Here is a 24,159-nt window from a genome sequence, read left to right as displayed (position 1 = left end):
ATGGATTGGAGATCAAAATGTCACAAGAAGCATCACAGGGTTCTACCTTACAGCGGGGACTCAATACCCGCCATATCCGATTTTTAGCTTTAGGTTCCGCGATTGGCACAGGACTATTTTACGGTTCGGCAAGTGCCATACAAATGGCAGGGCCATCAGTACTGATTGCTTATATTGTTGCGGGTATCGCAATTTATATCGTGATGCGCGCTTTAGGTGAAATGTCTGTACACAATCCTGTTTCAGGATCATTTAGCCATTATGCAAGTAAATACATCAGTCCGTTTGCAGGTTTTACCACGGGTTGGACCTACGTTTTTGAAATGATTATCGTGGCCTTGGCTGATGTCACGGCGTTCGGTATCTACATGGGCTTTTGGTATCCCGATGTACCGAGATGGATCTGGATTCTCTCGCTGATTATGTTCTTAGGTGCAATTAACTTAATTCATGTCAAAGTCTTTGGTGAGTTAGAGTTTTGGTTATCGATTATCAAGGTCACCGCCATTATAGCCATGATTATTGGAGGTTTCGGTCTGATGCTTTATGGCTTCCATTCAGATCATGGTGCAGCAGTTTCGGGCTTACAAAACCTATGGATTCATGACGGATTTATGCCAAATGGCATTGGCGGCTTGATTGCCTGCTTATCTGTAGTGGTGTTTGCATTTGGCGGTATTGAAATTATTGGTATTACTGCTGGCGAAACAGCAGAACCGAAAAAATCTATTCCAAAAGCGATTAATGCTGTTCCTGTTCGAATTCTATTATTCTATGTGCTGACTATTTTTGTGCTCATGGCGATTTTCCCTTGGAACCAAATTGGTACGCAGGGCAGCCCATTTGTACAAATCTTTGAAAATCTCGGGATTGGGTCTGCTGCTACGATTTTAAATATCGTGGTGATTTCAGCAGCAGTGTCGGCCATTAACAGTGATGTATTTGGTGCGGGACGTATGCTGTACGGCATGGCGCAAGACGGACAAGCACCGAAAGTATTTACCAAGCTGTCTAAAAATGGTGTGCCGTGGATGACAGTTGTGGTGATGGCCGGCGTACTTCTAGTCGGTGTCGTATTGAACTACCTGATTCCTAAAAATGTATTCATGATTATTGCTTCAATTGCGACTTTTGCGACGGTATGGGTGTGGCTAATGATTCTGCTGTCACAAATGGGTATGCGCCGCAAATTATCTACAGCAGAAATTAAAGCTTTAGATTTCCCTATTGTGGGCTGGCCATATGCGCCTGCATTTGCAGTGGTCTTCATGTTGTTTGTATTAGGCATCATTGCGTATTTCCCAGACTCTCGACCTGCAATCTATGTAGGTGCAGCTTGGCTAGTGATTCTATGGATTGCCTACATTGTCAAAGTACGTCCAAAAATGAACTTGAATCAGGCGAATTCTACTGCACAGCAATTTGAATCCAACTCTTAATATAACACTTCTTAATTTATACATGTTTCCGTCAAGGCAAATGCTGCGGCGGAATAGGAAATACAACAATGAAGCTTTGGTTGAATTGTCATATTGCGACCATGCAGAATGGTCAATACAGCAGTATTGAAGATGCAGCAATCGTTACAGAAGGTGAACTGATCCACTGGATTGGCAAGCACAGTGAAATTCCGAATGAAGAATTTGTAGAACGCATTGATCTGAAAGGTGCTTGGGTGACTCCCGGACTCATCGATTGTCATACCCATAGCGTATTTGGTGGCAACCGCAGTGTTGAATTTGAGCAGCGTTTGCAAGGTGTGAGCTATGCTGAAATTGCGAAAAATGGCGGCGGCATTGCCAGTACGGTGCGCGCAACACGCGAGGCGACAGAAGCTGAGCTGTTTCGATCTGCTTATAAGCGGATTCAATACTTGCAGCGTGAAGGCGTCACGGCGATTGAAATTAAATCGGGCTATGGGCTGGATTTAGCCAATGAGCGCAAAATGCTGAAAGTGATTCGTCAGTTAGGTGAAGCTTTACCAATGACGGTACGAAGCACCTGTTTGGCTGCACATGCTTTACCGCCAGAATTTAAAAATGCCAGCGATGACTATATTGATTACATCTGCAGTGAAATGTTGCCGCAGCTGCATGCTGAAAACTTAGTTGATGCGGTGGATGCTTTTTGTGAACATTTGGCTTTTAGCCCCCAACAAGTCGAACGTGTTTTTCAAACCGCACAAGCATTGAATCTCCCCGTTAAATTGCATGCTGAACAGTTGTCTGCCTTAGGCGGCTCGAGTTTAGCGGCTACGTATCACGCGTTATCTGCAGATCATTTGGAATATATGACTGAAGATGATGTGAAAGCTATGGCGGCCTCAGGCACTGTTGCCGTGCTGTTACCGGGCGCATTTTATTTGCTTAGAGAAACACAATTTCCGCCCATAGAAAGCTTAATCGCACATGGGGTGAAAATTGCGATTTCGACAGATCTGAATCCAGGAACTTCTCCTGTGTTGTCACTACGTTTAATGATGAATATGGGCAGTACCTTGTTCCGTTTGACGCCAGAACAAACTTTGGCGGCAGTCACGATTCATGCTGCGCAAGCGCTTGGTTTACACAAGATGCATGGCAGTTTAGAGGCTGGAAAATTCGCCAATTTTGTAGCGTGGGATATTCAGCATCCTTCTGAAATTAACTATTGGCTAGGCGGCGATCTAAATCAAAAAGTGATCTATAAAGGCCAGAAGGTACAGATCTAGGTTTGAATGGAATAGGAGACTTCTTTCATAAATGATTTTTAGAACTTTTAAAAATAATGATGTTAGTTCCTTCACCTTTCAGGAGAGGGTTAGGGAGAGGTTGTTTTATGCTTAAAGTTCCTCATCCTCTTGCGGAGCATACTCCTCATCCCAAAGGGAGAAGGGATTTTCATTGATAATTTAAATACTGATTAATGATCATTTTTTTCAAAGAACTCTAGTGTCATTCAATTTTTAAACCCAAGGCTTGAGCTTCGCTTTAATCCTGAGTTTTTTATTTTAAAGTGTTGAAGATTTAAAGACGGTATTCATTATGGATCATTCTTTTCAATGGCAAGGGCGGCAGGATGGAGAAGGCGCAGAACATCGGCGTATTTTCCACACCGTTAATCAATCCGATTCAGCCGAATTTGCGATTTTAGGCTTCAGTTCAGATGAAGGCGTGCGCCGCAATCGTGGACGTATCGGCGCAGCAGAAGCACCGGATTTAATCCGTAAACAATTGGCAAATTTGCCTGTGCACTCACAAGTTTCAATTCGTGACCTGGGTACAGTGGTGTGTGCCAATGGTGACTTGGAAAATGCCCAAGCTGCTTTGGCCGAACAAGTCGAAATGTCTTTACAGCAAGGCTTAAAACCAATCGTGTTTGGCGGTGGACATGAGATCGCATTTGGCAGTTTTAGCGGCATTTTCCAATATGCACAAAATACGCATCCAGAAAAAAACATCGGCATTATCAATTTTGATGCGCATCTAGATTTACGTGAAGACGTGCATGCGACTTCTGGCACACCGTTTTTACAATCGGCTCAGCTCAGCGAACAGCACGCTAAATCTTTTCACTATCTTTGCATTGGCGCTGCACAGCATTCCAATACCAAAAAGTTGTTTGATACAGCGGCGCGTTTAGGCAGTCAGTGTATTTTTGATCATGAGCTTGAAGCAGCTCAGCTGGGACATGTTTTATCTAAAATTGATCAATTTATACAAGAGGTCGATTGGCTATATGTCACGGTCGATCTCGATGTTTTTGCCGCATCAATTGCGCCCGGTGTCAGTGCGCCTGCAGTCAGAGGCATTGATTTAAAAATATTTGAACAGCTGATGCGGCATATTCAGGGCAGTGGAAAAATCAAGCTGTTGGACATTGCAGAATGCAATCCAAAATACGATCAGGATGCAATGACTGCAAGACTTGCAGCGTTCATTGCCTACAGTTATATATTTAACCCACAATAATTTAAAAATACAGGAACAATAATGTCTAATCTCTCTTACGCTAATGGCGGCAATGGTGCATGGCAAACTTTTTTGGCACAGGTAGACCGCGTGGCGCCTTATTTAAGTGAAGATCTGGCCGATTATGTCGATACTTTAAAACGTCCAAAACGTGCCTTAATTGTCGATGTGCCGATTATTATGGATGATGGATCTATTCAGCACTTTGAAGGCTATCGTGTACAGCATAACCTTTCACGTGGACCGGGCAAGGGCGGTATCCGTTTTCATCCAGAAGTTGAATTAAACGAAGTGATGGCGCTCTCAGCGTGGATGACCATTAAAACCTCGGTGTTAAATTTACCTTTTGGTGGTGCAAAGGGGGGTGTGCGCGTCGATCCGCGTAAACTTTCAGCACGTGAGCTAGAGCGTTTAACTCGTCGTTATACCAGTGAAATTGCACATATTATTGGGCCGCAAAAGGATATTCCTGCACCAGATGTAGGTACAAATCCAAATGTTATGGGCTGGATGATGGATACCTATTCATCGGGTCAAGGTTATACAGTTACTGGCGTGGTTACAGGTAAGCCTGTACATTTAGGTGGATCTTTAGGCCGTGTAAAGGCTACAGGTCGCGGTGTGTATATTACAGGCTGTCAGGCAGCAGAAAAAATCGGTTTGAATATCGAAGATGCCAAAGTGAGCATTCAAGGTTTTGGTAATGTCGGTAGTGAAGCAGCCAATTTATTTTATTTATCGAATGCGAAAATTGTCTGTATTCAAGATCATACCGGAACGATTTATAACGCAAGTGGACTAGATTTAAATGCTCTACACACTTATGTGCAGGAAACCCAAGGCGTTGCAGGCTTTAGCGGTGCAGACAAAATTGACAATGAAGCATTTTGGGATGTTGAGACGGACATTATCATTCCTGCAGCGTTAGAAGGTCAGATTACAGTAGAACGTGCCCAGCGTTTAACAGCCAAAATGATTTTGGAAGGAGCAAACGGACCGACCTATCCTGAAGCGGATGATATCTTAACTGAACGTCAAATTACGATTGTGCCAGATGTAATTTGTAATGCAGGCGGTGTGACAGTCAGTTACTTCGAATGGGTGCAAGATATGGCGAGTTATTTCTGGAGCGAAGCCGAAATTAATGACCGTTTAGACAAACTGATGGTACAAGCTGTGGAAGATGTATGGTTATGTGCCACAGAGAATAGCTGTTCCTTAAGAACCGCAGCTTATATTTTAGCCTGTGAACGTATTTTGAAAGCACGTAAAGAGCGCGGAATATTCCCCGGCTAAACATTTAACGGTATTTGAAATTATTTATGTTTTACAAAACAAACGGTTGTGTAAATATCAGTTAAGCCGTCCAGTTGCGAACATATTATGTGCTTACAAGATGAGATATTCAATTGTATTTTATTTGATCAAATGTTTAGAAGTGTCACGCCCTCTTGGCAAGGGGTAAAAAAGTGCTATATTGAAATCACAGTAGGTCATAACCAAGACGCTACTAATAGGTTGGACGGATCAATGACAGCTCGTTGAGTTTAGTAATATTTAAGATGTTTTTGAATATTACAGACAAGAAATCAGCACTAGCCTTCCAACATAGAGCCCGCAGCAATGCGGGCTTTTTAATGTCTTTCAAAATGTGAAAATATAGTGTTTTTGTCAAACAATAATTAAATAGTCAACCTATGTTATTGATATATATTTACTAAAGTAAAATAAGTTTACATTGCCATGAAATCTAACATTTACAAAGCAGGTTGTTGCGTAAAGGTGTGATATAAAAAATTCAATTATTAAAACAAGTAGAGACGTCACTATGACACAGATGATCGATATTAAAGTGAAGGACCAATTTAGTCAGGTTTATGAAGCACAAGCTTTGGTGCGTAATCCTTCAGAAGAAGATTCAAGAGCGCTGTTTCATCGCATTGAACATATCATTATTGCAGGTGAAATCATCCTACCCAGTATCGAATTACTTTTTGAAAGTCAAAAATCGGACAGTATTTACAAGCTTTTAGAAGCTTAAATTGAATGAATAAAAAACTCACCTTAATGGTGAGTTTTTTATTTTTAGAGATTGAAATTTAAGCTGTTTGATCTGCTTTAAATTGATTCAAAATATAAGACAGTAACTGATAGCGCGTCATCGGATTGCTAGAAGACAGTTCAACGTCTTGTTTACGCACTTGGATTTCTTGAGTTAAAACACCAGCTTGAAAGCGTTGTACGATCATATGATCTTTTGATACATCATGGTCGGTCAGCACCAGTTTTGGTCCAAGATGTAGATGTCCAATCGCATCTAGACATTGTTCTAGGCTGCTATATAGGTTGAAAAGGATGAGTGCCTGATCATTAGAATAATTGGCTAAATTCATTTTTATTATCCATGGTCAAAAATTATTGAGCAGGAATAGTGTATATGAATTAAGCAACAATAATCTGTATGGATTATTTTTCATTTAATGTCTATCTAGGTGACTTTGTTTAAATCATTGAGATAGCTTAAATCTTTATGAAAAATAAGTTGGAATTCGCTTTAAATTAAAGAGGCTTGAATACAAGCGGGACATCATAACGGGCAAACTCTTCAATGATACTGCTTAAAACCAATTGAGCTTGTGGCTCAGCTGCTATAAAGGTGAGTTCTTGGTTTGTTTGGCTGTTGAAGCATTCAACTTGTTCTATACGCCAAATTGTTTCAATGGCTGTATTTTGAATGACCACACGTCTAGGCTGTAATTCATCACTAATTTTTCGTGGCAAGACATAGGTAATGGCCAATTGAACATTAGGCAATTCGTCTGGTGAGGTTAAGAATGTAAACACCCAATTGCCAATTTTGCTGAGTTGCATAGGATTATCGAAAGAATCAAATTCTAAACAAAACTGTTGTGACATTGACATGCTCAAACGCTAGGAGGTCGGTTTTATTCTTGCGATTTTTTACTGTTGATTGACATTAGGGGAAGGTCGTATAAAACAGTAGTTAAAACCATAAAAGAAATAAGTGAATCAATAAAGTTAATAAAATTCAATTTCTTATATTGATGTGTGTGAAAAATAACTCACCTCATTAAGTTGTTTTTTGAATGAGAAGTGAGGAAAAGTCTCTAAGTCAAACCAGTTGTTGCAGATTTTTTATACTGTAATTAATTTGCTGTAATGCATGTTGTAAGAGTTTAGGTTGAATATTGGATTCATTTAGACAGGTTATCCATTGCATCTGACAGGCTTTTAATTCTGCAATGTCCGTGGCCTGTTGAATATTAAGCATTAATTTTTTTGCCATCAGCCCACAATAACGCTGTAAGTAACTGCACATAAAATTCTGTAACTCATCAAAATCATGTTCGATGAAATCAATGATTTGTTCTGCTAATACAGGGTTGTTTGATGTTATGTTTTCAGGTATGGCTTGATTAAATTGATGGGGTATAAAGCCAATTGCATCCATTGGCAGGGAGTCAGTTATTTCGTGCTGTGAATGAGTATGAGGAACTTCCATCGTTGGCATTGAAATTTTATCAAGTGTGACATTTTCTTGCGCTATGCGATCGGATGTCTTTGTTGACGCTATTTTAGGTGTATTAAAAGCAGAAAAATCGGAGTTTTGAAGACGTTGATGATCATGTGCTGTAATTGGCTGAATCAGCCCAAGATCCATCAGTTGCTCGAGCAATGTCGCTTCAGCAATCCGCTGCTGATAATGCACTGGCATTTGGTTAAAGTCATCACTACCAATTAAGAGTAGCAGACGACGTTGTCTTGCATTTAATGCGAGCTGTCGGTCTTTTAAAGTTTGAAAACCCAGCTCAGTTTTTTGATAGTTGAACATGCCTTAATTCCATAGCTCAAAAGAATTAAGGCAATCCTATGCAGTGATAATGACAGTAATATTAAGAAAATATTAAATAATCAATGATTTATAGAGTGATGACAGCAGAGTTTTCTAAAGCTTTACGCAAATAAGGGTCTAAGTCATCTTGACGTAATAGCCATTGCACATAGTCTGCAGGTAATTCTGCAATTGCGGTACCACGGTGTTTACCAAAATTAATACTGCGTGGAATGCGAGCATCTTCCGAAGCTTCGTATAATTCTTCGATGCTATTGATTTTTAAGTGATGGACGATATGCATCAAAATATTGGCAGTTAAAATGATATCCATATCTGCGCGGTGAGCTTTACGGATCATTTCACGGGCTTTTTCACTGCCTTTGGTGATCATATATATCAAGGCAGAAATATTATGCGCTTCTGCATCAGGCCATACTCGACGAGCTAGCGCAAGGGTACAAATGGCTTTGATTTTTGAACTATCTACACCGCATTTTTCGAGCGCTCGAATATCGTAGTCGATATTATGCCCAATGATATATGTCGTCTCTGATGGGAGTTCAAAACTGCTGTAGTGGGGCTGACCTTCAAGATCTGATTCTAAAATATGATGAACAGCCATCGCTGCAAAAGAAATAGCTTCATCACAACGATATAGTTGATCAAAAATTTTAGATTTATCTAAGGTGATTTTGGCATCTGCCACCTGAATTGGAGCATAGGCAATCTCGATGGGTTGTCCATTTAGTGTATGGGTTTCTGTGTCGAGAATGATGGCTTGCATGTCCAGTTCCAGCATGTTGAATAATGTTTATGAATGTACATGATCACATCCACACTGACAAACCCATGCTGTGATTATTTGTAGGAATATTATGAAGATGGCTGCGCAGTGTTTAAATAATCTGCTTTTATCGCATCTGCCGAAATAAAACCTTTACAGCGGGATAAAGCTAAACCATCTTCTAAATCGACTTATTTTAAAGGCTTTTGTCCATCGTGATATCCAAAAATGTCGCTAAGTGGATTAAGCACTAGAGTATGTTCACGATCAATGGCATGGTGGTTTTTCGGCTTTACTTTTGTGCATATGTTTGTGTAGTTGGCAGGGGGTACAGCATTTTTGTTGATTTTACATTTTGCTTTAACCTCCGAAAAATAGCCCAATCTGTATCCAATGATCAGAAATATAAGTTCAGCCATTTTTCTGAGATCGGGGTGGCTGATGTATTTGAATGCTATTAATACATATCGAGCTAAAACAAAGTTTTAGTTCTATATTAATTTGATCAATTAAAATAAGAGTAGTTGCTTAAAAATTAGGCTTGTACAAAAGTTTGTTCCATGTATTTAATGATTCATATTCAATGAAAAATTGACTTTAAAACAACAAACAAAAGGATCATGGAATGAAAATGCTGCGTTTAACGGTTTTAGTCAGCAGTATGCTATTTTTAGCAGCCTGCGGTAATGATAGTAATGACCAACAATTTAGTAATCCTGAAACAAATGCTGATCTCAATCAGATCAAAAATCCGGTGGTAACTACAACAGCCTATAGTCAAGACAATATGCCTGCTGTGAGTGCAGACAGCCGATTGATGACCTATAAAATGCTAGGAGTAGATGGCAAAATTGTTCAAGCCACAGCCTTAGTCTTTACCCCAAAAACAGTTGCTCCGGCAGGTGGTTGGAAAATTGTGGCTTGGGCACATGGAACGACCGGTGTGGCTGATAAATGCGCTCCGAGCCGACAAGGTTTGCAAGGCACTGAATATTTATTGCAAATGTTATTGGCAAAGGGTTATGTCGTTGTGGCACCCGATTATGAAGGATTAGGGGAACCTAGTGGACGTGAAACCCATCCTTATCTGAATCTAAAAAGTGAAGCCTTTTCGATTACCGATGCCGTTGTCGCAGCTCGAAGTTACTTAACCAGTCAAGGTAAAACGGTGTCGAAGGATTGGCTTTCGATCGGACATTCTCAAGGTGGTCAAGCCGTATTAGGTGCAGCTGAATTCGCATCGCGTGCTGACTTAAATTATAAGGGAACGATTGCCATAGCACCTGCAAATAATCTTGCGCTCATTCTTGACGCAGGCGAGAAGTTAGCTGTAGGTAAACCTGCAACCGTGCAAAGTATGATTTATGCACCTTTAGACAGTTTTACTGCGCAGATCATTGCGGGTATGCAAGGGCATAAAAACAGTGTGGAATATTCAAAAGTATTTAGTGGACATCTGGCTGCGATTGCACCTCAGGCTGAAACAGTGTGTTCAGGCGAGTTAACCAAGTTAATTCAAGATGACATGCTCAGTTATGCGAGTCAGAACACGACTTTGGATAACTATGGCCGCACGCAGTCTGATTTCTTAACTTTAAAGCCAATCCAAAACTTTATGAGTGAAGGTTCACAGCCTTTAACGACAGCGGTGAAAACGCCGATCATCATTTATCAAGGTAAAGCCGATCAGACCATTCCAGCAGATGCGACTAAATTTATGATTAGCCTTGCTAAGCCGGGAACATCGATTGACTATCGTGAGCAAGCGACAGCGGATCATCTTACTATTTATACCGATAATCTGGCAAATTTTGTGCAAGATGTAGAGACTCTCATGCCAAATCAATAAGTTGATTTGACTTAAATAATGCTCGTGCAGATTCAACATGGGCATTATTTATTTAAAAACAGCACAAACTTCCCTCTCTCATTTCTAAAACTTCATGCTACAATACGCGCCAATCTTAGCACGGCTTAAAAGCCCTAATTTAATAGGACCTCGCTAATGTTTGCCAACACCTCTATTGCTCAATTTGACCCTGAATTAGCTCAAGCGATCTCGAATGAAGATGCTCGCCAAGAAGCGCACATTGAGTTAATCGCTTCAGAAAACTACTGTTCACCTGCAGTAATGGAAGCTCAAGGTTCAAAACTTACTAACAAATATGCAGAAGGCTACCCTGGCAAACGCTACTATGGCGGTTGCGAGTATGTAGACGTGATCGAACAATTGGCCATTGACCGTGCTAAAGAATTGTTTGGTGCTGATTATGCAAACGTTCAACCACACGCTGGTTCACAAGCAAACTCTGCAGTTTACCTTGCGCTACTTAACCCAGGCGATACAGTTTTAGGTATGAGCTTGGCTCACGGTGGTCACTTGACTCACGGTGCTAAAGTTAGTTTCTCTGGTAAAACTTACAACGCAATTCAATACGGTTTGAACCCAGAAACTGGCGAAATCGACTATGAAGAAGTTGAACGTTTAGCTGAAGAACACAAGCCAAAAATGATCGTGGCTGGTTTCTCTGCGTATAGCCAAGTTGTTGATTGGCAGCGTTTCCGTGATATCGCGGACAAAGTTGGCGCTTACTTATTCGTAGATATGGCTCACGTAGCTGGTCTAGTTGCTGCTGGTGTTTACCCAAGCCCAGTACAAATTGCTGACGTAACTACAACGACTACACATAAAACACTTCGTGGTCCACGTTCTGGTTTAATTCTTGCGAAAGCAAATGAAGAAATCGAGAAAAAATTACAATCAGCTGTATTCCCAGGTAATCAAGGTGGTCCTTTAGTTCACGCTGTAGCGGCTAAAGCGATCTGCTTCAAAGAAGCAATGGCGCCTGAATATAAAGCTTACCAACAACAAGTTGTTAAGAATGCGCAAGCAATGGCTGAAGTTCTAATCGAACGTGGTTATGATGTTGTTTCTGGCGGTACTAAGAACCATTTGTTCTTATTATCTTTAATTAAACAAGACATTACTGGTAAAGATGCCGATGCTTGGTTAGGTGCTGCTCACATTACTGTGAACAAAAACTCAGTACCAAACGATCCACGTTCTCCATTCGTGACTTCTGGTATCCGTATCGGTACTCCTGCTGTAACAACACGTGGTTTTGGTGAAGCTGAAGTACGTGACCTTGCAGGCTGGATCGCTGACGTTCTAGACAGCAAAGGTGACGAAGCTGTGATTGCTGCAGTGAAAGAAAAAGTTGCTGCTGTTTGCGCTAAATTCCCAGTTTACGCAAAATAAGTCTGACTTGAGAAAGCCCCCTCAAGGGGGCTTTTTTTATGTCATTAGAAAAATTCAAAAGTTATCTAAACATTTATATTTCTGTTATAACGGAATAAGAGATAACAAAAAATTTGCCCATCGCTATAGATCTGTTGGCAAGGTCGCAAAGGAACTTTATATGAAAAAACCCAATATTATTCTTTCAGAACAAGATTTACATCGCTTAGAAACCATGTTGGAGCATCAGTCTAAGTTGACGCCGACGATGGAGCATTTGGAAGATGAGATGGCGCGCGCTGAAGTGGTTGCTCCACAAGATGTCCCTGCCAATGTGGTGAGTATGAATGCCAAAGTTCTCATTAACATTGCACCTGCGACAGAAGCAACCGAAATTACACTGGTCTATCCACATGATTTTCGTGGCGATAAAGGTCAAGTCAATGTTTTGGCTCCAGTGGGCGCTGCCATTTTAGGTTTGGCTGAAGGGCAGGAAATAGAATGGCCGCAGCCTGATGGTCATACCATGAAAGTCAAAATCATTAAAGTGCTCTATCAACCTGAGCGTGAAGGGAATTATCTATAATTCCGCTGTGATATACAGATAAAATCCGCACACAAAGCCATCGATACCGATGGCTTTTTTATTTTTCGATATCGCATTTTTAGATATGAAATCGGCAAATGTTGTTAAGCAGATTTCATTACAACCATAGCAGTTTAACTTGAGAAAACTGTCAAAGAATTGACAGAGTCATGGGCACGAAGTCGGCACACTTTATTTCAACAACACCATCGTTGCTTAATAATTTGAAGAATAAGGTAGAGCCCTATGACACAATTAGAATCGAATCATTACAATCCAGACTATCAATATCAGCATATTGAAGTAAAACCTGTAACCGGTCGTATTGGTGCCGAAATTTCTGGCATTCAGTTGTCTGGAAATTTAGACAAAAGCGTGGTCGATGAACTTAATCATGCAATATTAAAATATAAAGTTGTATTTGTGCGTGGACAGCAAGATCTCACAGATTTAGAACAAGAAGCCTTTGCACGACTTTTAGGAAATCCGTTGAATCACCCAAGTGTGCCACTCAAAGATGGTACAGCACATACGTTGTCAATTGACTCACGTGGTGGGCGCGCAGATTCATGGCATACCGATATTACATTTTTACCCAATTATCCCAAAGCCACAATTTTAAGAAATGTAGTTGCACCTGAACATGGTGGCGATACGGTTTGGGCCAATACCGTGACCGCTTATGAAGATTTAAGTCCTGAGCTGCAAAAGTTGGCGGAACAATTACGCGCGGTGTATAGCAACAGTTATGACTATGCAACACCGAAAGGTCAGTACAATGAAGAAGGTCGCCACTTATTCCGTACAGCGGTAGAAGTAGAAACCGAGCATCCTTTGGTGCGTGTACATCCTGAAACAGGTGAAAAAAGTTTGGTTTTGGGTCACTTCTTTAAACGCTTCATTGGATATAGTCCGGCACAGTCACGACGCCTATTTGAACTGTTTCAAGAGCAAATCGTGCAATGGGAAAATATTGTGCGTTGGCGCTGGGCGGTTGGTGATGTTGCGATTTGGGACAATCGTGCGACGCAGCACCGTGCCATCAATGACTATGGCGATGAGCTACGTATCGCCTCACGTGTCACTATCGAGGGCGATGTGCCTGTCGATGTAAATGGTCAGCCGAGTACTGTACTGAAAAATATTCAAAACACCGACATTTCAAACTTGCGTTCTGAAGCAGGCCGTATTTATGAGAAAGCATCTTAAGTATTAGAGCGTCATTTAAAACAGCATAAAAACAGATAAATAATGCGAAAAACAATGATTTTACATTTTTCAGCACTTGCCTAAGATCAATGAGATCTTAGGCATTTTTTTATAGACGTGAGCGATCAAAAGAACACCACCCAACAGCATTTGTTGCAAATTTTGCGTAATGAAGACATCTTTCAGGGCTTTAGCGATCGGACTTTAGAACAGCTTGTGCAACAGGTGAAATATTCACGGTTTCATTCGCAGCAGCACATCTTAAAACAACAACAAATCGTGCAAGATATTTATATTTTGCTTTCAGGTACGCTACAAATTGGTTGGTTGCAAAATAATGGTGAATTGATTGTAAATGACTATATTCGTCGTCAGTCGGTATTTAATTTTGTCGCACTCTTACAACAAAAGCCTTTGAATTATGATTATTTTGCTGCGACACACGTCGAGGTGGCAATCATTTCTGGAACAATGTTTTTAGCGGTTTTACAGCATGATTCGCAGGCGCTTTGGAATGTCGTGCAATCTCTCAGTCGACGCATGTATTTGATGTTTGAGCATAATCGTTATTTGAGAACAGCAACGCTAGAGCAGCGTATCGCAAGACATTTGATTCGACTCTATGAACAATATGGCTGTCGGCAGGAAATTCCCCTGAAACTCAGTCAGCAGGAATTTGCAGAGTCTTTTAATATTTCACGCTAAACCTTGAATAAACATCTACAGCAATTTATTCAAACACAGGTGATCGCGTGGAATTATGGACAAATCGTGATCTTGGATCTTGGGCGTTTAAGGCAAATGAGTGAACTTGATGAATAACTAGATTTAAAATTTGACGAGAAGCCATTATCACAAATGGCTTCATTAACCTTATCTAGATTAGTGCTTACTGATTTTATCCAAATATCCCATCATAAAAGCAGAAAAAACAAAGGTTAAATGCATGATGATGTACCACATGATTTTGTCATTGGGGATGTTTTTCGCATCCATAAAAATACGCAATAAATGAATCGAAGAAATTGCCACGATTGATGCTGCAACTTTGAGTTTTAATGAATTGGCATCCATGGTGCCGAGCCAGTTCAAGCGATTGGTCGATTCATTAATTTTTAATTGCGAAACAAAGTTTTCATAGCCTGAAAACATCACCATTACAATCAGTCCGCCGACCATAGTCATATCGACCAAAGAGAGAATGACTAAAATCAGGTCAGCTTCTGAATATTCTAAAATATGCGGAAGGACATGAATGACTTCTTGGAAAAATTTAATCGCGAGCAGTAGCAGTGCAAAGGATAAACCAAAGTACACGGGAGCCAGAATCCAACGTGCTGCATACATTGTGTTATGGAAAAAACGTTCCATTTAAGCCTCTAAATTTATTGATCTAATATTTGCTTCTAAAGTATATAGATTAAATTTTACGATAATTTTGATAATAATTCATGTAGAGTCAGTTGTTTAATTTAAATCTAGATTGAATCTTTGGGTATCTTAAGCTTGAATTCATCTGTGTAGGTCATCATATCCATTCAAATGATGCTGTATGGCTGCTTTGGCGGATCTATAGGCAACGGTTGAATTTGATGGCGAAATTTGACTGATGAAATAGATGTATTTTTTGCAAAATACTACAAGACTTTTATGGCAAAACTTGTAGTATAAAAATGATTTTATTGAGTTTAATTGGCTATGTCACAAATTGATGTATTGGTGCCGTTAAAGGATATTACGGTAGATCGGGCTGAAGTGCTTTCGATTAAGCGGAATGACCTTGTGCCATTACTGACCGATCAATATCGTCTAAATCATTATGCAGATCAATTAATTCAAGCACAGTCGGTGCTGCTAGACGGTGTTGACCCTCAATTGACGAAACAACTTAGTCAAACTATTGAACAGTTGATTCAAGCTCTAGCCAATTCAAAAAAATATTTAAAAACACGCAAATTTAATGCCTTGCAAAAATGGTTAGGCATCGATTTGGAATATGGTTCAGGACAAGTTGAATATTATAAAAATCTAGATCAATTACTTGATCGGGCAAATCATCTGAGCCAAAAACTACAGTTAGAAATTCAAAAGTCCCAAGCACGTTTTAATCAACTACAAGGCTTACGTGAGCAAATGGCACGCTATATCGTCGCGGCTGAAGAGTTTTTGGTGGAATACCCGCAGTTTGTGAAAAATCAGCATCCACTTGACAACTTTGCAGAACGTTTATCGAAAAAGGTGAATACGTTGCAAACCTTACAAGCCAGTAATGATATTGCGATTACGCAAATGCAGCTTTCTCAGCAGCTTTCTTTTGAATTATTAGATCGATATAAGGAAGCTCAGCAGGTGTTGATTCCAGCATGGCAATATCATGTGAAACAAAGTCGTCAAAGTAACTCGACAAGTTCATTGGAAAAGCTTGATAATAGCCGTGAAAATTTGATTAAAACTTTAAAAAAATCATTAGAGAATTCCTCTAAGTCTTAGAAATATAAGGTGAGTTATGACCGATTTAGATGCCAAAAATTTACCCGTTGAAGTAAGCAAAGAATTGACTGAAGAAAAATTTCAGCAACTCAATTTGCAGGAAATTGGCTTACAAACTTCTGATTTTCACGAAGTCGAAGCTGCACGTAAGGAATTGGCAGATTTAAGTCATAATAGTGTTGCCGAATACGGTAAAAACATTGCCACCAAGACGTCGACCTATACCGATGAATTATTAAATTTGGTGCAAAATAAAGATCTAGATGCGACAGGTCAAAAGCTCAATCAGGTGGTACAAGTCGCACAGCAATTGAATACCACGAGCATTTTAAATAAATCTAAAAGCTCAGGATTTTTTGGTGGTTTACTGAGTAAATTTAAAGGTGCCAAGCAAAGTTTTGATCAGCACTTTAATACCACCAAAGAGCAAATTGATGCGTTGGTTAAAGAAATTGAAACTTCGCAAAATGGCTTAAAAACGCGTGTAAATACCTTAGATAAAATGTTTGAAGGCGTGCAAGACGAATATAAACAATTAGGGGTGTATATCGCCGCAGGTAAGTTGAAAGAGCAAGAAATTCAACAGGAAATTGCAAGCTTAACCACTCAAGTTCAAGATCAAACCACTACGCAAAAAATCTATGACCTCAATCATTTGGCAAATAATCTTGAAAAACGTGTGAGTGATTTACAGATCTTGCAACAGTCTGCAATGCAGACCTTGCCGATGATTCGCATTATTCAATCCAACAATTTGATGTTGGTCGATAAGTTTTATGCAATTAAAAACATCACATTACCTGCATGGAAAAACCAAATTAGCTTAGCGATTTCATTGCAAGAACAAAAGAACAGCGTGCAATTGGCAAATAGCATTGATGATGCGACCAATGACCTATTAAAACGCAATGCAGATTTGTTGCATCAAAACTCTGTCGATACAGCGAAAGCCAATCAGCGTTCAGTGATTGATATCGAAACACTTGAACATGTGCAAAATACCCTCATTAAAACCGTTAATGATGTGATTCAAATTCAGAAAGAAGGTGTACAAAAGCGTGAAGAAGCGACGACACGTATTCGTGCCTTACAAAACAATTTGAATCATTTAGTGATTGAATCGAGTGGTTCAAACCCTTCTTCATAAACGGTGAGGGAGGTGAAAATATAATCTGAAGGAGTATGTCTTTGCCTCCCATTGATGAATATGCGCTAAATCCGCAGCAACTGGAAACAGGGCTTCAAACCATTAAGAAGCGTCAACGTAATTTAACGTTATTGACCTTAACCAGTGTTTCTGTGCTGATCGTTTCGGCTGTGATGTTGTTTATTCAGCATGATATGGTTTATAGCTTTTTTGGCCTAAGTTCTAGCGTACAGCAACTGCATATTCCCGTTAGTGCAGGTGATTTGACATATCAACTCGGTGAGTCTTCCGACTATTTTTTAAACTTTTTATCCTTTATTGGTTGGTTATTTCTCAAACTCATCGTTTCATTTATTGGCGCATTTTTCTTGGTTGGTTTTCTAAAAAAATTTCAATTTTTTAGAATTCGATTCCAATCTTTTGTATTGAAATTTGTCGGCTGGATTTTATCGTTTATTGTGCTTTGGTCAGGCTTAACTTATGTGCAATATGACCTTAATCATGATGACCGTGCAGCAGATCAAAAATTGGTACATTATGAAAAAAATATTCAGGAAAGCCAGCTGGCTTTCGAAATTGAAGATGCACAATTGGCAAAACCTGTGCAAGCCTATTTACTTGCACAAGCTGCTTTGATGCATAAGCCTGTAGATCGTGCGACAGCAATTCCTTTGGTGCAATCCTTAATCAATACCGAGCAACAAAATCCAGCAAAATTCCGTGAATACGGTTTTCAGCCTGAACAGCTCTGGGCGATGCAAAATCAGCTATTTGATAAAACCATGACACCGATGGCGCAAAGCGTGGAAAAACAAGTTCAGCAAGCCAATGTAGTAGAAGTTGTTGTACGTTGGGTGTTGATCACCGTGATGGTACTCACGCTGGTTTTGAGCTTAATTTTGTATCTGCTTTCTCAGCAGTTCAAATCACGGATTAATCGAATTGAGCAGGGACTTCATTAACAGGCCTATTCACTTTTTAGATCATGGCATTGCTCAGAATAAAAATCCCCATCAAATTGTATGGGGATTTTTGATATTGGGTAGATTAACTTGCGCGATGAAAAAGTTGTCGGAGTTCCTGTGTAGAAAAAGTCTGATCATTTACTTCGCCATCCACAAGGTAAAAAGGAATGGGGTGTTGTCCCTTTGATTTTACATACTTTGTAATTTCATGCTGACGGTCTGCAATATCTTTATGTTGAATTGAGCGCAGTACTTTTGAGCCATCTAAACCAATGCCTTCAATGATGCTTTTTAAAACGTGAATATCAGCAATATTTTGACCGTGTGCAAATAATGCATGGAATAGGGCTTGAGTCAGGGCATATTGATCCAGAATATTGTCCAAGGCCAATATAGCTTGATGAGCCAGTTGACTGTTTGGCATACGTTTCATGTACTCAATATTGACAATCACATCTTCGCTATAAGCGGCGAACTTCGTCATTTCGAGTTTTCGCTTTGCTGCACTCGCACCATACTTATTGGTTAAATACTGCAGCACATCTAAGCCTTGTTCAGGAATTTCTGGAACGCGTTGAATCGGTAATAGCTCTACACGGGTTGCTGTATGTTCATTCCAGTTTTGTTTTAACTTTTGAAATGCGACATAACTCATGGGATAAACAATATCAAAGACAAATTCAATTTTCATTATTCTGCTCACTATTGATTTTATACATGTAGATCGATGGCTGATTAATGCAAGGGATAGATTGCTGCTGTATCGATGGCTCTTTAAAGCAGTCGAATCACCTGATATTTCATTTGATTTAATGCCGACTTGCTGAAATGAAACTTAAAGCTTTATAAAGATTTTGTAATTGATCAGGTCGTGCGTATGTCTTGCATAGGCTTGGTGTAATTTCAATAAAAAAGAAAAAAATAAGGAATTTGTCACGATATATGTGTGCGAAATAAATCATTTTTATGTTAATATACGTCCATATGTTTATGATTTAGAAAGAAATTTAATCAATTGATTTGTAAAACCGATTAATTTTATAAAAACAAACCGTTTCACCTATTTAATGGTTTGTTCTATCATTCTCTCATCAAATAAATTTACTCCTCTGGAGACGTTAGCAATGTTAGATCAAAATACTTCTGCTCAATTAAAAACCTTACTTGAACGCCTTGAAGGCCCGATTGAAATCGTCGCGACTTTAAACGGCACGGACAAATCAGACAAAATTAAAGAATTGGTAACTGAAGTTGCTGCCTTATCTGATTTAGTGACTGCACGTTTTGACGGTAACAACAGCCGTGCGCCAAGTTTTGGTATTGCAAAAGCAGGTGAAACTCCACGCGTATTCTTCGCAGGTCTACCGATGGGCCACGAATTCACATCTTTGATTCTAGCTTTGCTACAAACTTCAGGTTATGCACCGAAAGTTTCTGACGAAGTACTGAACACTATCAAAGGTCTAGGTCTTAAAACTGACTTTGATGTGTTTGTATCTTTAAGCTGCCATAACTGTCCTGACGTGGTTCAAGCACTTAACTTGATCGCAATTTACAACCCGGGTACAACTGCAACCATGATTGATGGTGCATTCTTCCAAGACGAAGTGGAAGAACGCAAAATCATGGCTGTACCGATGGTCTTCCAAGACGGCAACCACATCGGTCAAGGTCGTATGACTTTGGAAGAAATCATTGCTAAATTAGACACCAACTCTGCTGCAAAAGATGCTGAAAAGCTAAATGCCAAAGAAGCATTTGATGTCCTTGTGATTGGTGGTGGCCCTGCGGGTAATACTTCTGCAATCTATGCAGCACGTAAAGGCATTAAAACCGGTATCGTGGCTGAACGCATGGGCGGTCAGGTCATGGATACCATGGACATCGAAAACTTCACGTCGATTCAAAAGACTCAAGGTCCTAAGTTTGCTGCTGAAATGGAAGCACATGTACGTGAGTACGGTGTGGACATCATGAACTTGCAACGTGTATCTGACATCAAAGGTGCAGATGAAACAGCCAATGGCTTGGTTGAAGTGACTTTAGAGAATGGTGCAAAACTTGAATCTAAAACAGTGATTCTTTCAACAGGTGCACGCTGGAGAGAAATGAATGTTCCAGGTGAGCAAGAATACCGTACACGTGGTGTTGCATACTGTCCACACTGTGACGGTCCATTGTTTAAAGGTAAACGTGTTGCAGTGATCGGTGGTGGTAACTCAGGTGTAGAAGCGGCGATTGACCTTGCAGGTATTGTGGAACATGTAACGCTAGTTGAGTTTGATACTAAGCTTCGTGCTGACCAAGTCCTTCAAGACAAGTTAAACAGCTTACCGAATACCACTGTAATCATGAATGCATTGTCTACAGAAGTGGTCGGTGATGGTTCACAAGTGACTGCATTGAACTACAAAGACCGTGCAACTGATGAAATCAAAACGATTGAATTGGCTGGTATCTTTGTACAAATCGGTTTGTTACCAAACACTGATTTCTTAAAAGAAACAGCAGTTGAACTTTCAAACCGTGGTGAGATCGTAATTAACGAACGTAACGAAACCAATGTGAAAGGTGTATTTGCCGCAGGTGACTGTACAACAGTACCGTACAAACAAATCATCATCGCAACAGGTGAAGGCGCGAAAGCATCATTGTCTGCTTTTGATTACATCATCCGCTCTGGTCAATAAAAGAAAGGCCAGTGTGTTTCGAGAAACACACTGGCCGCGCTGAATGTTGTCATTAGAATATTATTTTTCTTAATATTCTCGTTTTACAGGAACTTTGGATGCTAACACCGGAGTTCCTTTTTTTTTGTCTGCAAAATTAGGATTCAAAATGTCCCCACACATTTTGAACCCTATTCGTTGCCCAGCTATTTTTGTTTTACAACCTTATTTTTATACTTTCCCCAAGGTTGTTTCTCTATATAAAGTGGATTAAGCAAGTCTTACGCCAATCACACCATGCATTTAAGATTTAAATAAATTCAAGTCTTTAAACTTCTCCATTAACTGCTCATCTGTCTCCACATGTTCAGGATGAGGCACAATGCACTCAATCGGACAAACTGAAACACAAGTTTGGTGCTCATAGAAACCGACACATTCAGTACAACGTGCGACATCGATTTCATAAATCTTTGAGCCTTCATAAATGGCATCATTGGGACATTCAGGTAGACACATGTCACAATTGATGCATTTATCTGTAATCAACAAAGCCATAAAGTGAACTCAAGCCTGATAAGCTAAAGATGAAGCCGAAATATCCACTGTCGAATTGGGTAAGTTACGAATCAGTAAGGCATAGCGCATATCGACATCGGCAGGCGCAGGAATATCCACGATATGACCTGAACCTTTGGCATCCTCAATTAGATTACCTTTTTTATCTTTCATTTCAGTTAAAACGAAGGTGATGTTGCCTGAAGTGGTCATCAGTTCTAAAGAATCACCTACAACAAAACGGTTTTTCACTTCGATTTTAAGAGAATCACCATCGCGTTCTAAAACTTCACCTACAAACTGTTGATGATCGAAACGTGATGAGCCGGTTTCATAGTTTTGATATTCACTATGAACATGGCGGCGTAGAAAACCTTCGGTATAACCACGGTTCGCAAGACCTTCAAGCTGAGACATGAGAGCAGGGTCAAACGGTTTACCAGAAAGGGCATCATCGATGGCTTTACGATAAATTTGAGCGGTACGCGCACAGTAAAAGTAAGACTTGGTACGGCCTTCAATTTTTAAAGAATGAATGCCCATTTTGGTTAAACGGTCTACATGCTGTACAGCACGCAAGTCTTTCGAGTTCATGAAATAAGTGCCATGTTCATCTTCTTCAGCAGCAAACATGTCTTCTTCATTGCGTTGTAATAAAACCGGCTCGCCGAATTGGTGTTGTTCTAGGGCGTGTTGCTCATCGGCATTTTTATTATTGCAGCATGATGATTCTTCAATTTGTGTGACTGGAATAACATCACCAGTTTCATCTTCAACTGCATCGTGAATTTTATAATCCCAACGGCATGCATTGGTACATGCACCTTGGTTTGCATCACGTTTATTCATGTAGCCAGAAAGTAAGCAACGACCGGAGTAAGCCATACATAATGCACCATGTACGAAAACTTCAATTTCCATATCAGGTACATTGTGTTTAATTTCTTCAATTTCTTCGATTGATAATTCACGTGACAAAATGACACGTGTCAGTCCCATATTTTTCCAAAATTTAACTGTTGCCCAGTTCACCGCATTGGCTTGTACAGACAAATGAATGGACACTTCTGGAAAATGTTCACGCACCATCATGATTAGACCAGGGTCAGACATGATCAGTGCATCAGGATTCATGGCAACCACAGGTTCAAGGTCACGGATGAAATTTTTCAGTTTTGAGTTATGAGGTTGGATGTTTACCACCACATAAAACTTTTTACCTAAGGTATGAGCTTCTTCAATGCCAATTTTTAAATTGTCATGGTCGAAAGCATTATTGCGCACACGTAAGCTATATCGCGGCTGACCTGCATACACGGCATCTGCGCCATAAGCAAAAGCGTAGCGCATGTTTTTCAATGAGCCAGCAGGTGAGAGGAGTTCGGTTACGTGTTGAATCGTCATGTCAATAAAGGCATAAAAAATTTATGGCTTTATTGTAGTGATCTAAAAAAAGGATTCAACCAAGTATTTTAGTTGGGTTTTCAAGATATTCCGTTTTCCAAATGTTTTAAAATTTGGCAATCATTAATTTGACTGGTTTCATTACAACTGGCACGGAGCTTACTTAACTGTATTTTAAAATTTTCTAATTCTTTAATTTTTTCAGAAACTTGACGAATGTGATTATCAATTAATTCATTCACAGCATGACAGCTTTGCGTAGGGGATTGCTCAAGTTCAAGCAGGGTTTGAATCTCGGTGAGAGAAATATCGAGGTTTCGACAGCGCTTAATAAAAACCAAACGTTTGTACATTTCTTCATCATAATAGCGATAATTGTTGTCTGCGCGGAAGCTAGGTTTCAGCAGTTTTTTCTTTTCATAAAAGCGAATACTGTCAACGCTTACCCCAGATTTGGTGGACAATTCTTTAATCAAATAATGTTTTTGTACGTTCATGCTTGACCTTGGAGTGAGTCCATAGTTTTGAATAAGAATAATACATATCCATTGATTTTTAAATTGGAGCACATTTATGGCATGTACATGTAGTCATGAGCCAGCACCAAGCAAACCCAACAGTAAATTTCGTATCGCGCTTTGGATCGCCTTAATCATTAACGCCATGATGTTTTTGGTGGAACTGATTGGCGGGGCTTATGCACATTCTTCTGCGCTTTGGGCGGACTCGTTAGATTTCTTTGGTGATGCTGTTAATTATGGAGTTTCATTAGCCGTGCTAGGCGCCAGTTTATATTGGCGTGCAACAGTTGCCTTGGTGAAAGGTTTTGTCATGGCAGCGTTTGGGATCGTTGTGATTGCCAAAGTGCTCTATGCCTATGCAAATGGGATCGCACCTGAACCGATCACCATGGGGGTGATTGGTATCTTGGCTTTAGCCGCTAATGTCATCTGTGCATACGTCTTATATGCCTTCCGTGAAGGTGACTCCAATATGCAATCCGTTTGGCTATGTAGCCGTAATGATGCGATTGGTAACGTCGCGGTGATCTTGGCGGCTGTTGGGGTATTTGGTACAGGCAGTCTATGGCCAGATTTGATCGTGGCCGCAATCATGGCGATTTTAGGTTTAACGGGCGGTTATCAGGTGATTCGAAAAGCACTGCAAGAGCGTAAGCAAAAAGATATTCTGAGTACCCCTTGCTCTTAAATGCTTACTCTTAAATCCACCGTTAATGGCATTCATTTTATCCATGTTTTTAACGCAGATGAATAGACGTTAAATCGCTAGTTGAAATTAAAAT

24 protein-coding genes are annotated in these 24,159 nt (G+C 40.0%); 15 read left to right on the top strand and 9 right to left on the bottom strand.

Annotated elements, in window-relative coordinates:
- Positions 1 to 17 precede the first annotated feature (17 nt).
- From MST18_RS10595 to MST18_RS10575, 5 genes are all read left to right on the top strand, one after another.
- Complete coding sequence (locus tag MST18_RS10595) at positions 18 to 1,439, top strand: amino acid permease (RefSeq protein WP_180121785.1); 1,422 nt, start codon at positions 18 to 20, stop codon at positions 1,437 to 1,439.
- 68 nt (positions 1,440 to 1,507) lie between these two features.
- Complete coding sequence (hutI, locus tag MST18_RS10590) at positions 1,508 to 2,710, top strand: imidazolonepropionase (protein ID WP_180133646.1); 1,203 nt, start codon at positions 1,508 to 1,510, stop codon at positions 2,708 to 2,710.
- A gap of 313 nt (positions 2,711 to 3,023) precedes the next feature.
- On the top strand, positions 3,024 to 3,950 hold the full coding sequence (hutG, locus tag MST18_RS10585) for a formimidoylglutamase (protein ID WP_180094797.1): 927 nt from the start codon (positions 3,024 to 3,026) through the stop codon (positions 3,948 to 3,950).
- 21 nt (positions 3,951 to 3,971) lie between these two features.
- Positions 3,972 to 5,246, top strand: coding sequence for a Glu/Leu/Phe/Val dehydrogenase (locus MST18_RS10580; protein ID WP_180133645.1), 1,275 nt, complete (start codon positions 3,972 to 3,974; stop codon positions 5,244 to 5,246).
- Positions 5,247 to 5,778: 532 nt separating this feature from the next.
- Positions 5,779 to 5,991, top strand: coding sequence for a hypothetical protein (locus MST18_RS10575; RefSeq protein WP_078189132.1), 213 nt, complete (start codon positions 5,779 to 5,781; stop codon positions 5,989 to 5,991).
- Positions 5,992 to 6,049: 58 nt separating this feature from the next.
- Here MST18_RS10575 and MST18_RS10570 read toward each other — a convergent pair whose 3' ends face one another.
- The 4 genes from MST18_RS10570 to MST18_RS10555 form a co-directional block, all read right to left on the bottom strand.
- On the bottom strand, positions 6,050 to 6,343 hold the full coding sequence (locus MST18_RS10570) for a hypothetical protein (RefSeq protein WP_111885765.1): 294 nt from the start codon (positions 6,341 to 6,343) through the stop codon (positions 6,050 to 6,052).
- A gap of 166 nt (positions 6,344 to 6,509) precedes the next feature.
- Positions 6,510 to 6,866: a hypothetical protein gene (locus MST18_RS10565; RefSeq protein WP_180133644.1), complete on the bottom strand. Its 357-nt coding sequence runs from the start codon at positions 6,864 to 6,866 to the stop codon at positions 6,510 to 6,512.
- Between the two features lie 217 nt (positions 6,867 to 7,083).
- Positions 7,084 to 7,803, bottom strand: a complete 720-nt coding sequence (locus MST18_RS10560) for a hypothetical protein (RefSeq protein ID WP_180102980.1) — start codon at positions 7,801 to 7,803, stop codon at positions 7,084 to 7,086.
- 88 nt (positions 7,804 to 7,891) lie between these two features.
- A complete protein-coding gene (locus tag MST18_RS10555) occupies positions 7,892 to 8,590 on the bottom strand; it encodes a 3'-5' exonuclease (RefSeq protein WP_180004204.1) in 699 nt (232 codons plus the stop codon).
- 625 nt (positions 8,591 to 9,215) lie between these two features.
- Here MST18_RS10555 and MST18_RS10550 point away from each other — a divergent pair.
- The 5 genes from MST18_RS10550 (at position 9,216) to MST18_RS10530 (ending at position 14,328) form a co-directional block, all read left to right on the top strand.
- Positions 9,216 to 10,439 carry an alpha/beta fold hydrolase gene (locus MST18_RS10550; protein ID WP_180133643.1) on the top strand — a complete coding sequence of 408 codons (1,224 nt, stop codon included), beginning with the start codon at positions 9,216 to 9,218 and terminating at the stop codon, positions 10,437 to 10,439.
- Positions 10,440 to 10,595: 156 nt separating this feature from the next.
- Positions 10,596 to 11,849 carry a serine hydroxymethyltransferase gene (glyA, locus tag MST18_RS10545; protein ID WP_111885761.1) on the top strand — a complete coding sequence of 418 codons (1,254 nt, stop codon included), beginning with the start codon at positions 10,596 to 10,598 and terminating at the stop codon, positions 11,847 to 11,849.
- A 160-nt stretch (positions 11,850 to 12,009) separates the two neighbouring features.
- Positions 12,010 to 12,414, top strand: coding sequence for a nucleoside diphosphate kinase regulator (gene rnk, locus MST18_RS10540; protein WP_078192900.1), 405 nt, complete (start codon positions 12,010 to 12,012; stop codon positions 12,412 to 12,414).
- 246 nt (positions 12,415 to 12,660) lie between these two features.
- Positions 12,661 to 13,623 carry a TauD/TfdA family dioxygenase gene (locus MST18_RS10535; protein WP_180133642.1) on the top strand — a complete coding sequence of 321 codons (963 nt, stop codon included), beginning with the start codon at positions 12,661 to 12,663 and terminating at the stop codon, positions 13,621 to 13,623.
- Positions 13,624 to 13,740: 117 nt separating this feature from the next.
- Positions 13,741 to 14,328 carry a Crp/Fnr family transcriptional regulator gene (locus tag MST18_RS10530; protein ID WP_180133641.1) on the top strand — a complete coding sequence of 196 codons (588 nt, stop codon included), beginning with the start codon at positions 13,741 to 13,743 and terminating at the stop codon, positions 14,326 to 14,328.
- A 177-nt stretch (positions 14,329 to 14,505) separates the two neighbouring features.
- On the opposite strand, the gene MST18_RS10525 is transcribed toward MST18_RS10530, so the two are convergent.
- The gene (locus tag MST18_RS10525) at positions 14,506 to 14,994 is read right to left on the bottom strand and encodes a TIGR00645 family protein (protein ID WP_078189122.1); all 489 of its coding nucleotides are present in this window, start codon (positions 14,992 to 14,994) and stop codon (positions 14,506 to 14,508) included.
- A 327-nt stretch (positions 14,995 to 15,321) separates the two neighbouring features.
- Between MST18_RS10525 and MST18_RS10520 the strand changes: the two genes are divergently transcribed.
- Genes MST18_RS10520 through MST18_RS10510 form a run of 3 tightly spaced genes read left to right on the top strand, consistent with a single transcriptional unit; the run spans position 15,322 to position 18,222 of the window.
- Positions 15,322 to 16,113 carry a tellurium resistance protein gene (locus MST18_RS10520; protein ID WP_078192897.1) on the top strand — a complete coding sequence of 264 codons (792 nt, stop codon included), beginning with the start codon at positions 15,322 to 15,324 and terminating at the stop codon, positions 16,111 to 16,113.
- Positions 16,114 to 16,129: 16 nt separating this feature from the next.
- On the top strand, positions 16,130 to 17,260 hold the full coding sequence (locus MST18_RS10515; protein WP_180024193.1) for a toxic anion resistance protein: 1,131 nt from the start codon (positions 16,130 to 16,132) through the stop codon (positions 17,258 to 17,260).
- A gap of 41 nt (positions 17,261 to 17,301) precedes the next feature.
- Positions 17,302 to 18,222 carry a hypothetical protein gene (locus MST18_RS10510; protein ID WP_180133675.1) on the top strand — a complete coding sequence of 307 codons (921 nt, stop codon included), beginning with the start codon at positions 17,302 to 17,304 and terminating at the stop codon, positions 18,220 to 18,222.
- A gap of 85 nt (positions 18,223 to 18,307) precedes the next feature.
- On the opposite strand, the gene MST18_RS10505 is transcribed toward MST18_RS10510, so the two are convergent.
- Positions 18,308 to 18,916 (bottom strand): DsbA family protein, encoded by a 609-nt coding sequence (locus tag MST18_RS10505; RefSeq protein WP_180133640.1) that lies wholly within the window; start codon positions 18,914 to 18,916, stop codon positions 18,308 to 18,310.
- A gap of 433 nt (positions 18,917 to 19,349) precedes the next feature.
- On the opposite strand from MST18_RS10505, the gene ahpF reads away from it, so the two are divergent.
- On the top strand, positions 19,350 to 20,915 hold the full coding sequence (ahpF, locus tag MST18_RS10500) for an alkyl hydroperoxide reductase subunit F (RefSeq protein WP_180035992.1): 1,566 nt from the start codon (positions 19,350 to 19,352) through the stop codon (positions 20,913 to 20,915).
- A 282-nt stretch (positions 20,916 to 21,197) separates the two neighbouring features.
- Here the strand turns inward: ahpF and MST18_RS10495 are convergent, their stop codons facing one another.
- The 3 genes from MST18_RS10495 to MST18_RS10485 form a co-directional block, all read right to left on the bottom strand.
- The gene (locus MST18_RS10495) at positions 21,198 to 21,452 is read right to left on the bottom strand and encodes a YfhL family 4Fe-4S dicluster ferredoxin (RefSeq protein WP_180134017.1); all 255 of its coding nucleotides are present in this window, start codon (positions 21,450 to 21,452) and stop codon (positions 21,198 to 21,200) included.
- A 9-nt stretch (positions 21,453 to 21,461) separates the two neighbouring features.
- The gene (gene yegQ / locus MST18_RS10490; RefSeq protein ID WP_180134016.1) at positions 21,462 to 22,856 is read right to left on the bottom strand and encodes a tRNA 5-hydroxyuridine modification protein YegQ; all 1,395 of its coding nucleotides are present in this window, start codon (positions 22,854 to 22,856) and stop codon (positions 21,462 to 21,464) included.
- 80 nt (positions 22,857 to 22,936) lie between these two features.
- Entirely contained in the window at positions 22,937 to 23,353 is a 417-nt protein-coding gene (locus MST18_RS10485; RefSeq protein WP_180089094.1) for a Cd(II)/Pb(II)-responsive transcriptional regulator, read from the bottom strand.
- Positions 23,354 to 23,429: 76 nt separating this feature from the next.
- On the opposite strand from MST18_RS10485, the gene MST18_RS10480 reads away from it, so the two are divergent.
- Complete coding sequence (locus MST18_RS10480; RefSeq protein WP_180077517.1) at positions 23,430 to 24,065, top strand: cation transporter; 636 nt, start codon at positions 23,430 to 23,432, stop codon at positions 24,063 to 24,065.
- Positions 24,066 to 24,159 lie beyond the last annotated feature (94 nt).

Origin of the sequence: Acinetobacter sp. YH12068_T (genome assembly GCF_024606005.1) — a bacterium.
GTDB classification, from domain to species: Bacteria; Pseudomonadota; Gammaproteobacteria; order Pseudomonadales; family Moraxellaceae; genus Acinetobacter; species Acinetobacter amyesii.
Note: the sequence above shows the minus strand (reverse complement) of the source record. Positions and strands in the feature narration are given on the sequence as shown.

Coding starts and splice junctions, on each gene's coding strand:
- MST18_RS10485 (WP_180089094.1), bottom strand. CDS start 23,353: ATGAACGTACAAAAACATTATTTGATTAAAGAATTGTCCACCAAATCT.
- MST18_RS10520 (WP_078192897.1), top strand. CDS start 15,322: ATGTCACAAATTGATGTATTGGTGCCGTTAAAGGATATTACGGTAGAT.
- MST18_RS10595 (WP_180121785.1), top strand. CDS start 18: ATGTCACAAGAAGCATCACAGGGTTCTACCTTACAGCGGGGACTCAAT.
- MST18_RS10525 (WP_078189122.1), bottom strand. CDS start 14,994: ATGGAACGTTTTTTCCATAACACAATGTATGCAGCACGTTGGATTCTG.
- glyA (WP_111885761.1), top strand. CDS start 10,596: ATGTTTGCCAACACCTCTATTGCTCAATTTGACCCTGAATTAGCTCAA.
- MST18_RS10515 (WP_180024193.1), top strand. CDS start 16,130: ATGACCGATTTAGATGCCAAAAATTTACCCGTTGAAGTAAGCAAAGAA.
- MST18_RS10575 (WP_078189132.1), top strand. CDS start 5,779: ATGACACAGATGATCGATATTAAAGTGAAGGACCAATTTAGTCAGGTT.
- ahpF (WP_180035992.1), top strand. CDS start 19,350: ATGTTAGATCAAAATACTTCTGCTCAATTAAAAACCTTACTTGAACGC.
- MST18_RS10580 (WP_180133645.1), top strand. CDS start 3,972: ATGTCTAATCTCTCTTACGCTAATGGCGGCAATGGTGCATGGCAAACT.
- hutI (WP_180133646.1), top strand. CDS start 1,508: ATGAAGCTTTGGTTGAATTGTCATATTGCGACCATGCAGAATGGTCAA.
- hutG (WP_180094797.1), top strand. CDS start 3,024: ATGGATCATTCTTTTCAATGGCAAGGGCGGCAGGATGGAGAAGGCGCA.
- MST18_RS10480 (WP_180077517.1), top strand. CDS start 23,430: ATGGCATGTACATGTAGTCATGAGCCAGCACCAAGCAAACCCAACAGT.
- MST18_RS10555 (WP_180004204.1), bottom strand. CDS start 8,590: ATGCAAGCCATCATTCTCGACACAGAAACCCATACACTAAATGGACAA.
- MST18_RS10570 (WP_111885765.1), bottom strand. CDS start 6,343: ATGAATTTAGCCAATTATTCTAATGATCAGGCACTCATCCTTTTCAAC.
- rnk (WP_078192900.1), top strand. CDS start 12,010: ATGAAAAAACCCAATATTATTCTTTCAGAACAAGATTTACATCGCTTA.
- MST18_RS10560 (WP_180102980.1), bottom strand. CDS start 7,803: ATGTTCAACTATCAAAAAACTGAGCTGGGTTTTCAAACTTTAAAAGAC.
- MST18_RS10535 (WP_180133642.1), top strand. CDS start 12,661: ATGACACAATTAGAATCGAATCATTACAATCCAGACTATCAATATCAG.
- MST18_RS10550 (WP_180133643.1), top strand. CDS start 9,216: ATGAAAATGCTGCGTTTAACGGTTTTAGTCAGCAGTATGCTATTTTTA.
- MST18_RS10505 (WP_180133640.1), bottom strand. CDS start 18,916: ATGAAAATTGAATTTGTCTTTGATATTGTTTATCCCATGAGTTATGTC.
- MST18_RS10495 (WP_180134017.1), bottom strand. CDS start 21,452: ATGGCTTTGTTGATTACAGATAAATGCATCAATTGTGACATGTGTCTA.
- MST18_RS10565 (WP_180133644.1), bottom strand. CDS start 6,866: ATGTCACAACAGTTTTGTTTAGAATTTGATTCTTTCGATAATCCTATG.
- yegQ (WP_180134016.1), bottom strand. CDS start 22,856: ATGACGATTCAACACGTAACCGAACTCCTCTCACCTGCTGGCTCATTG.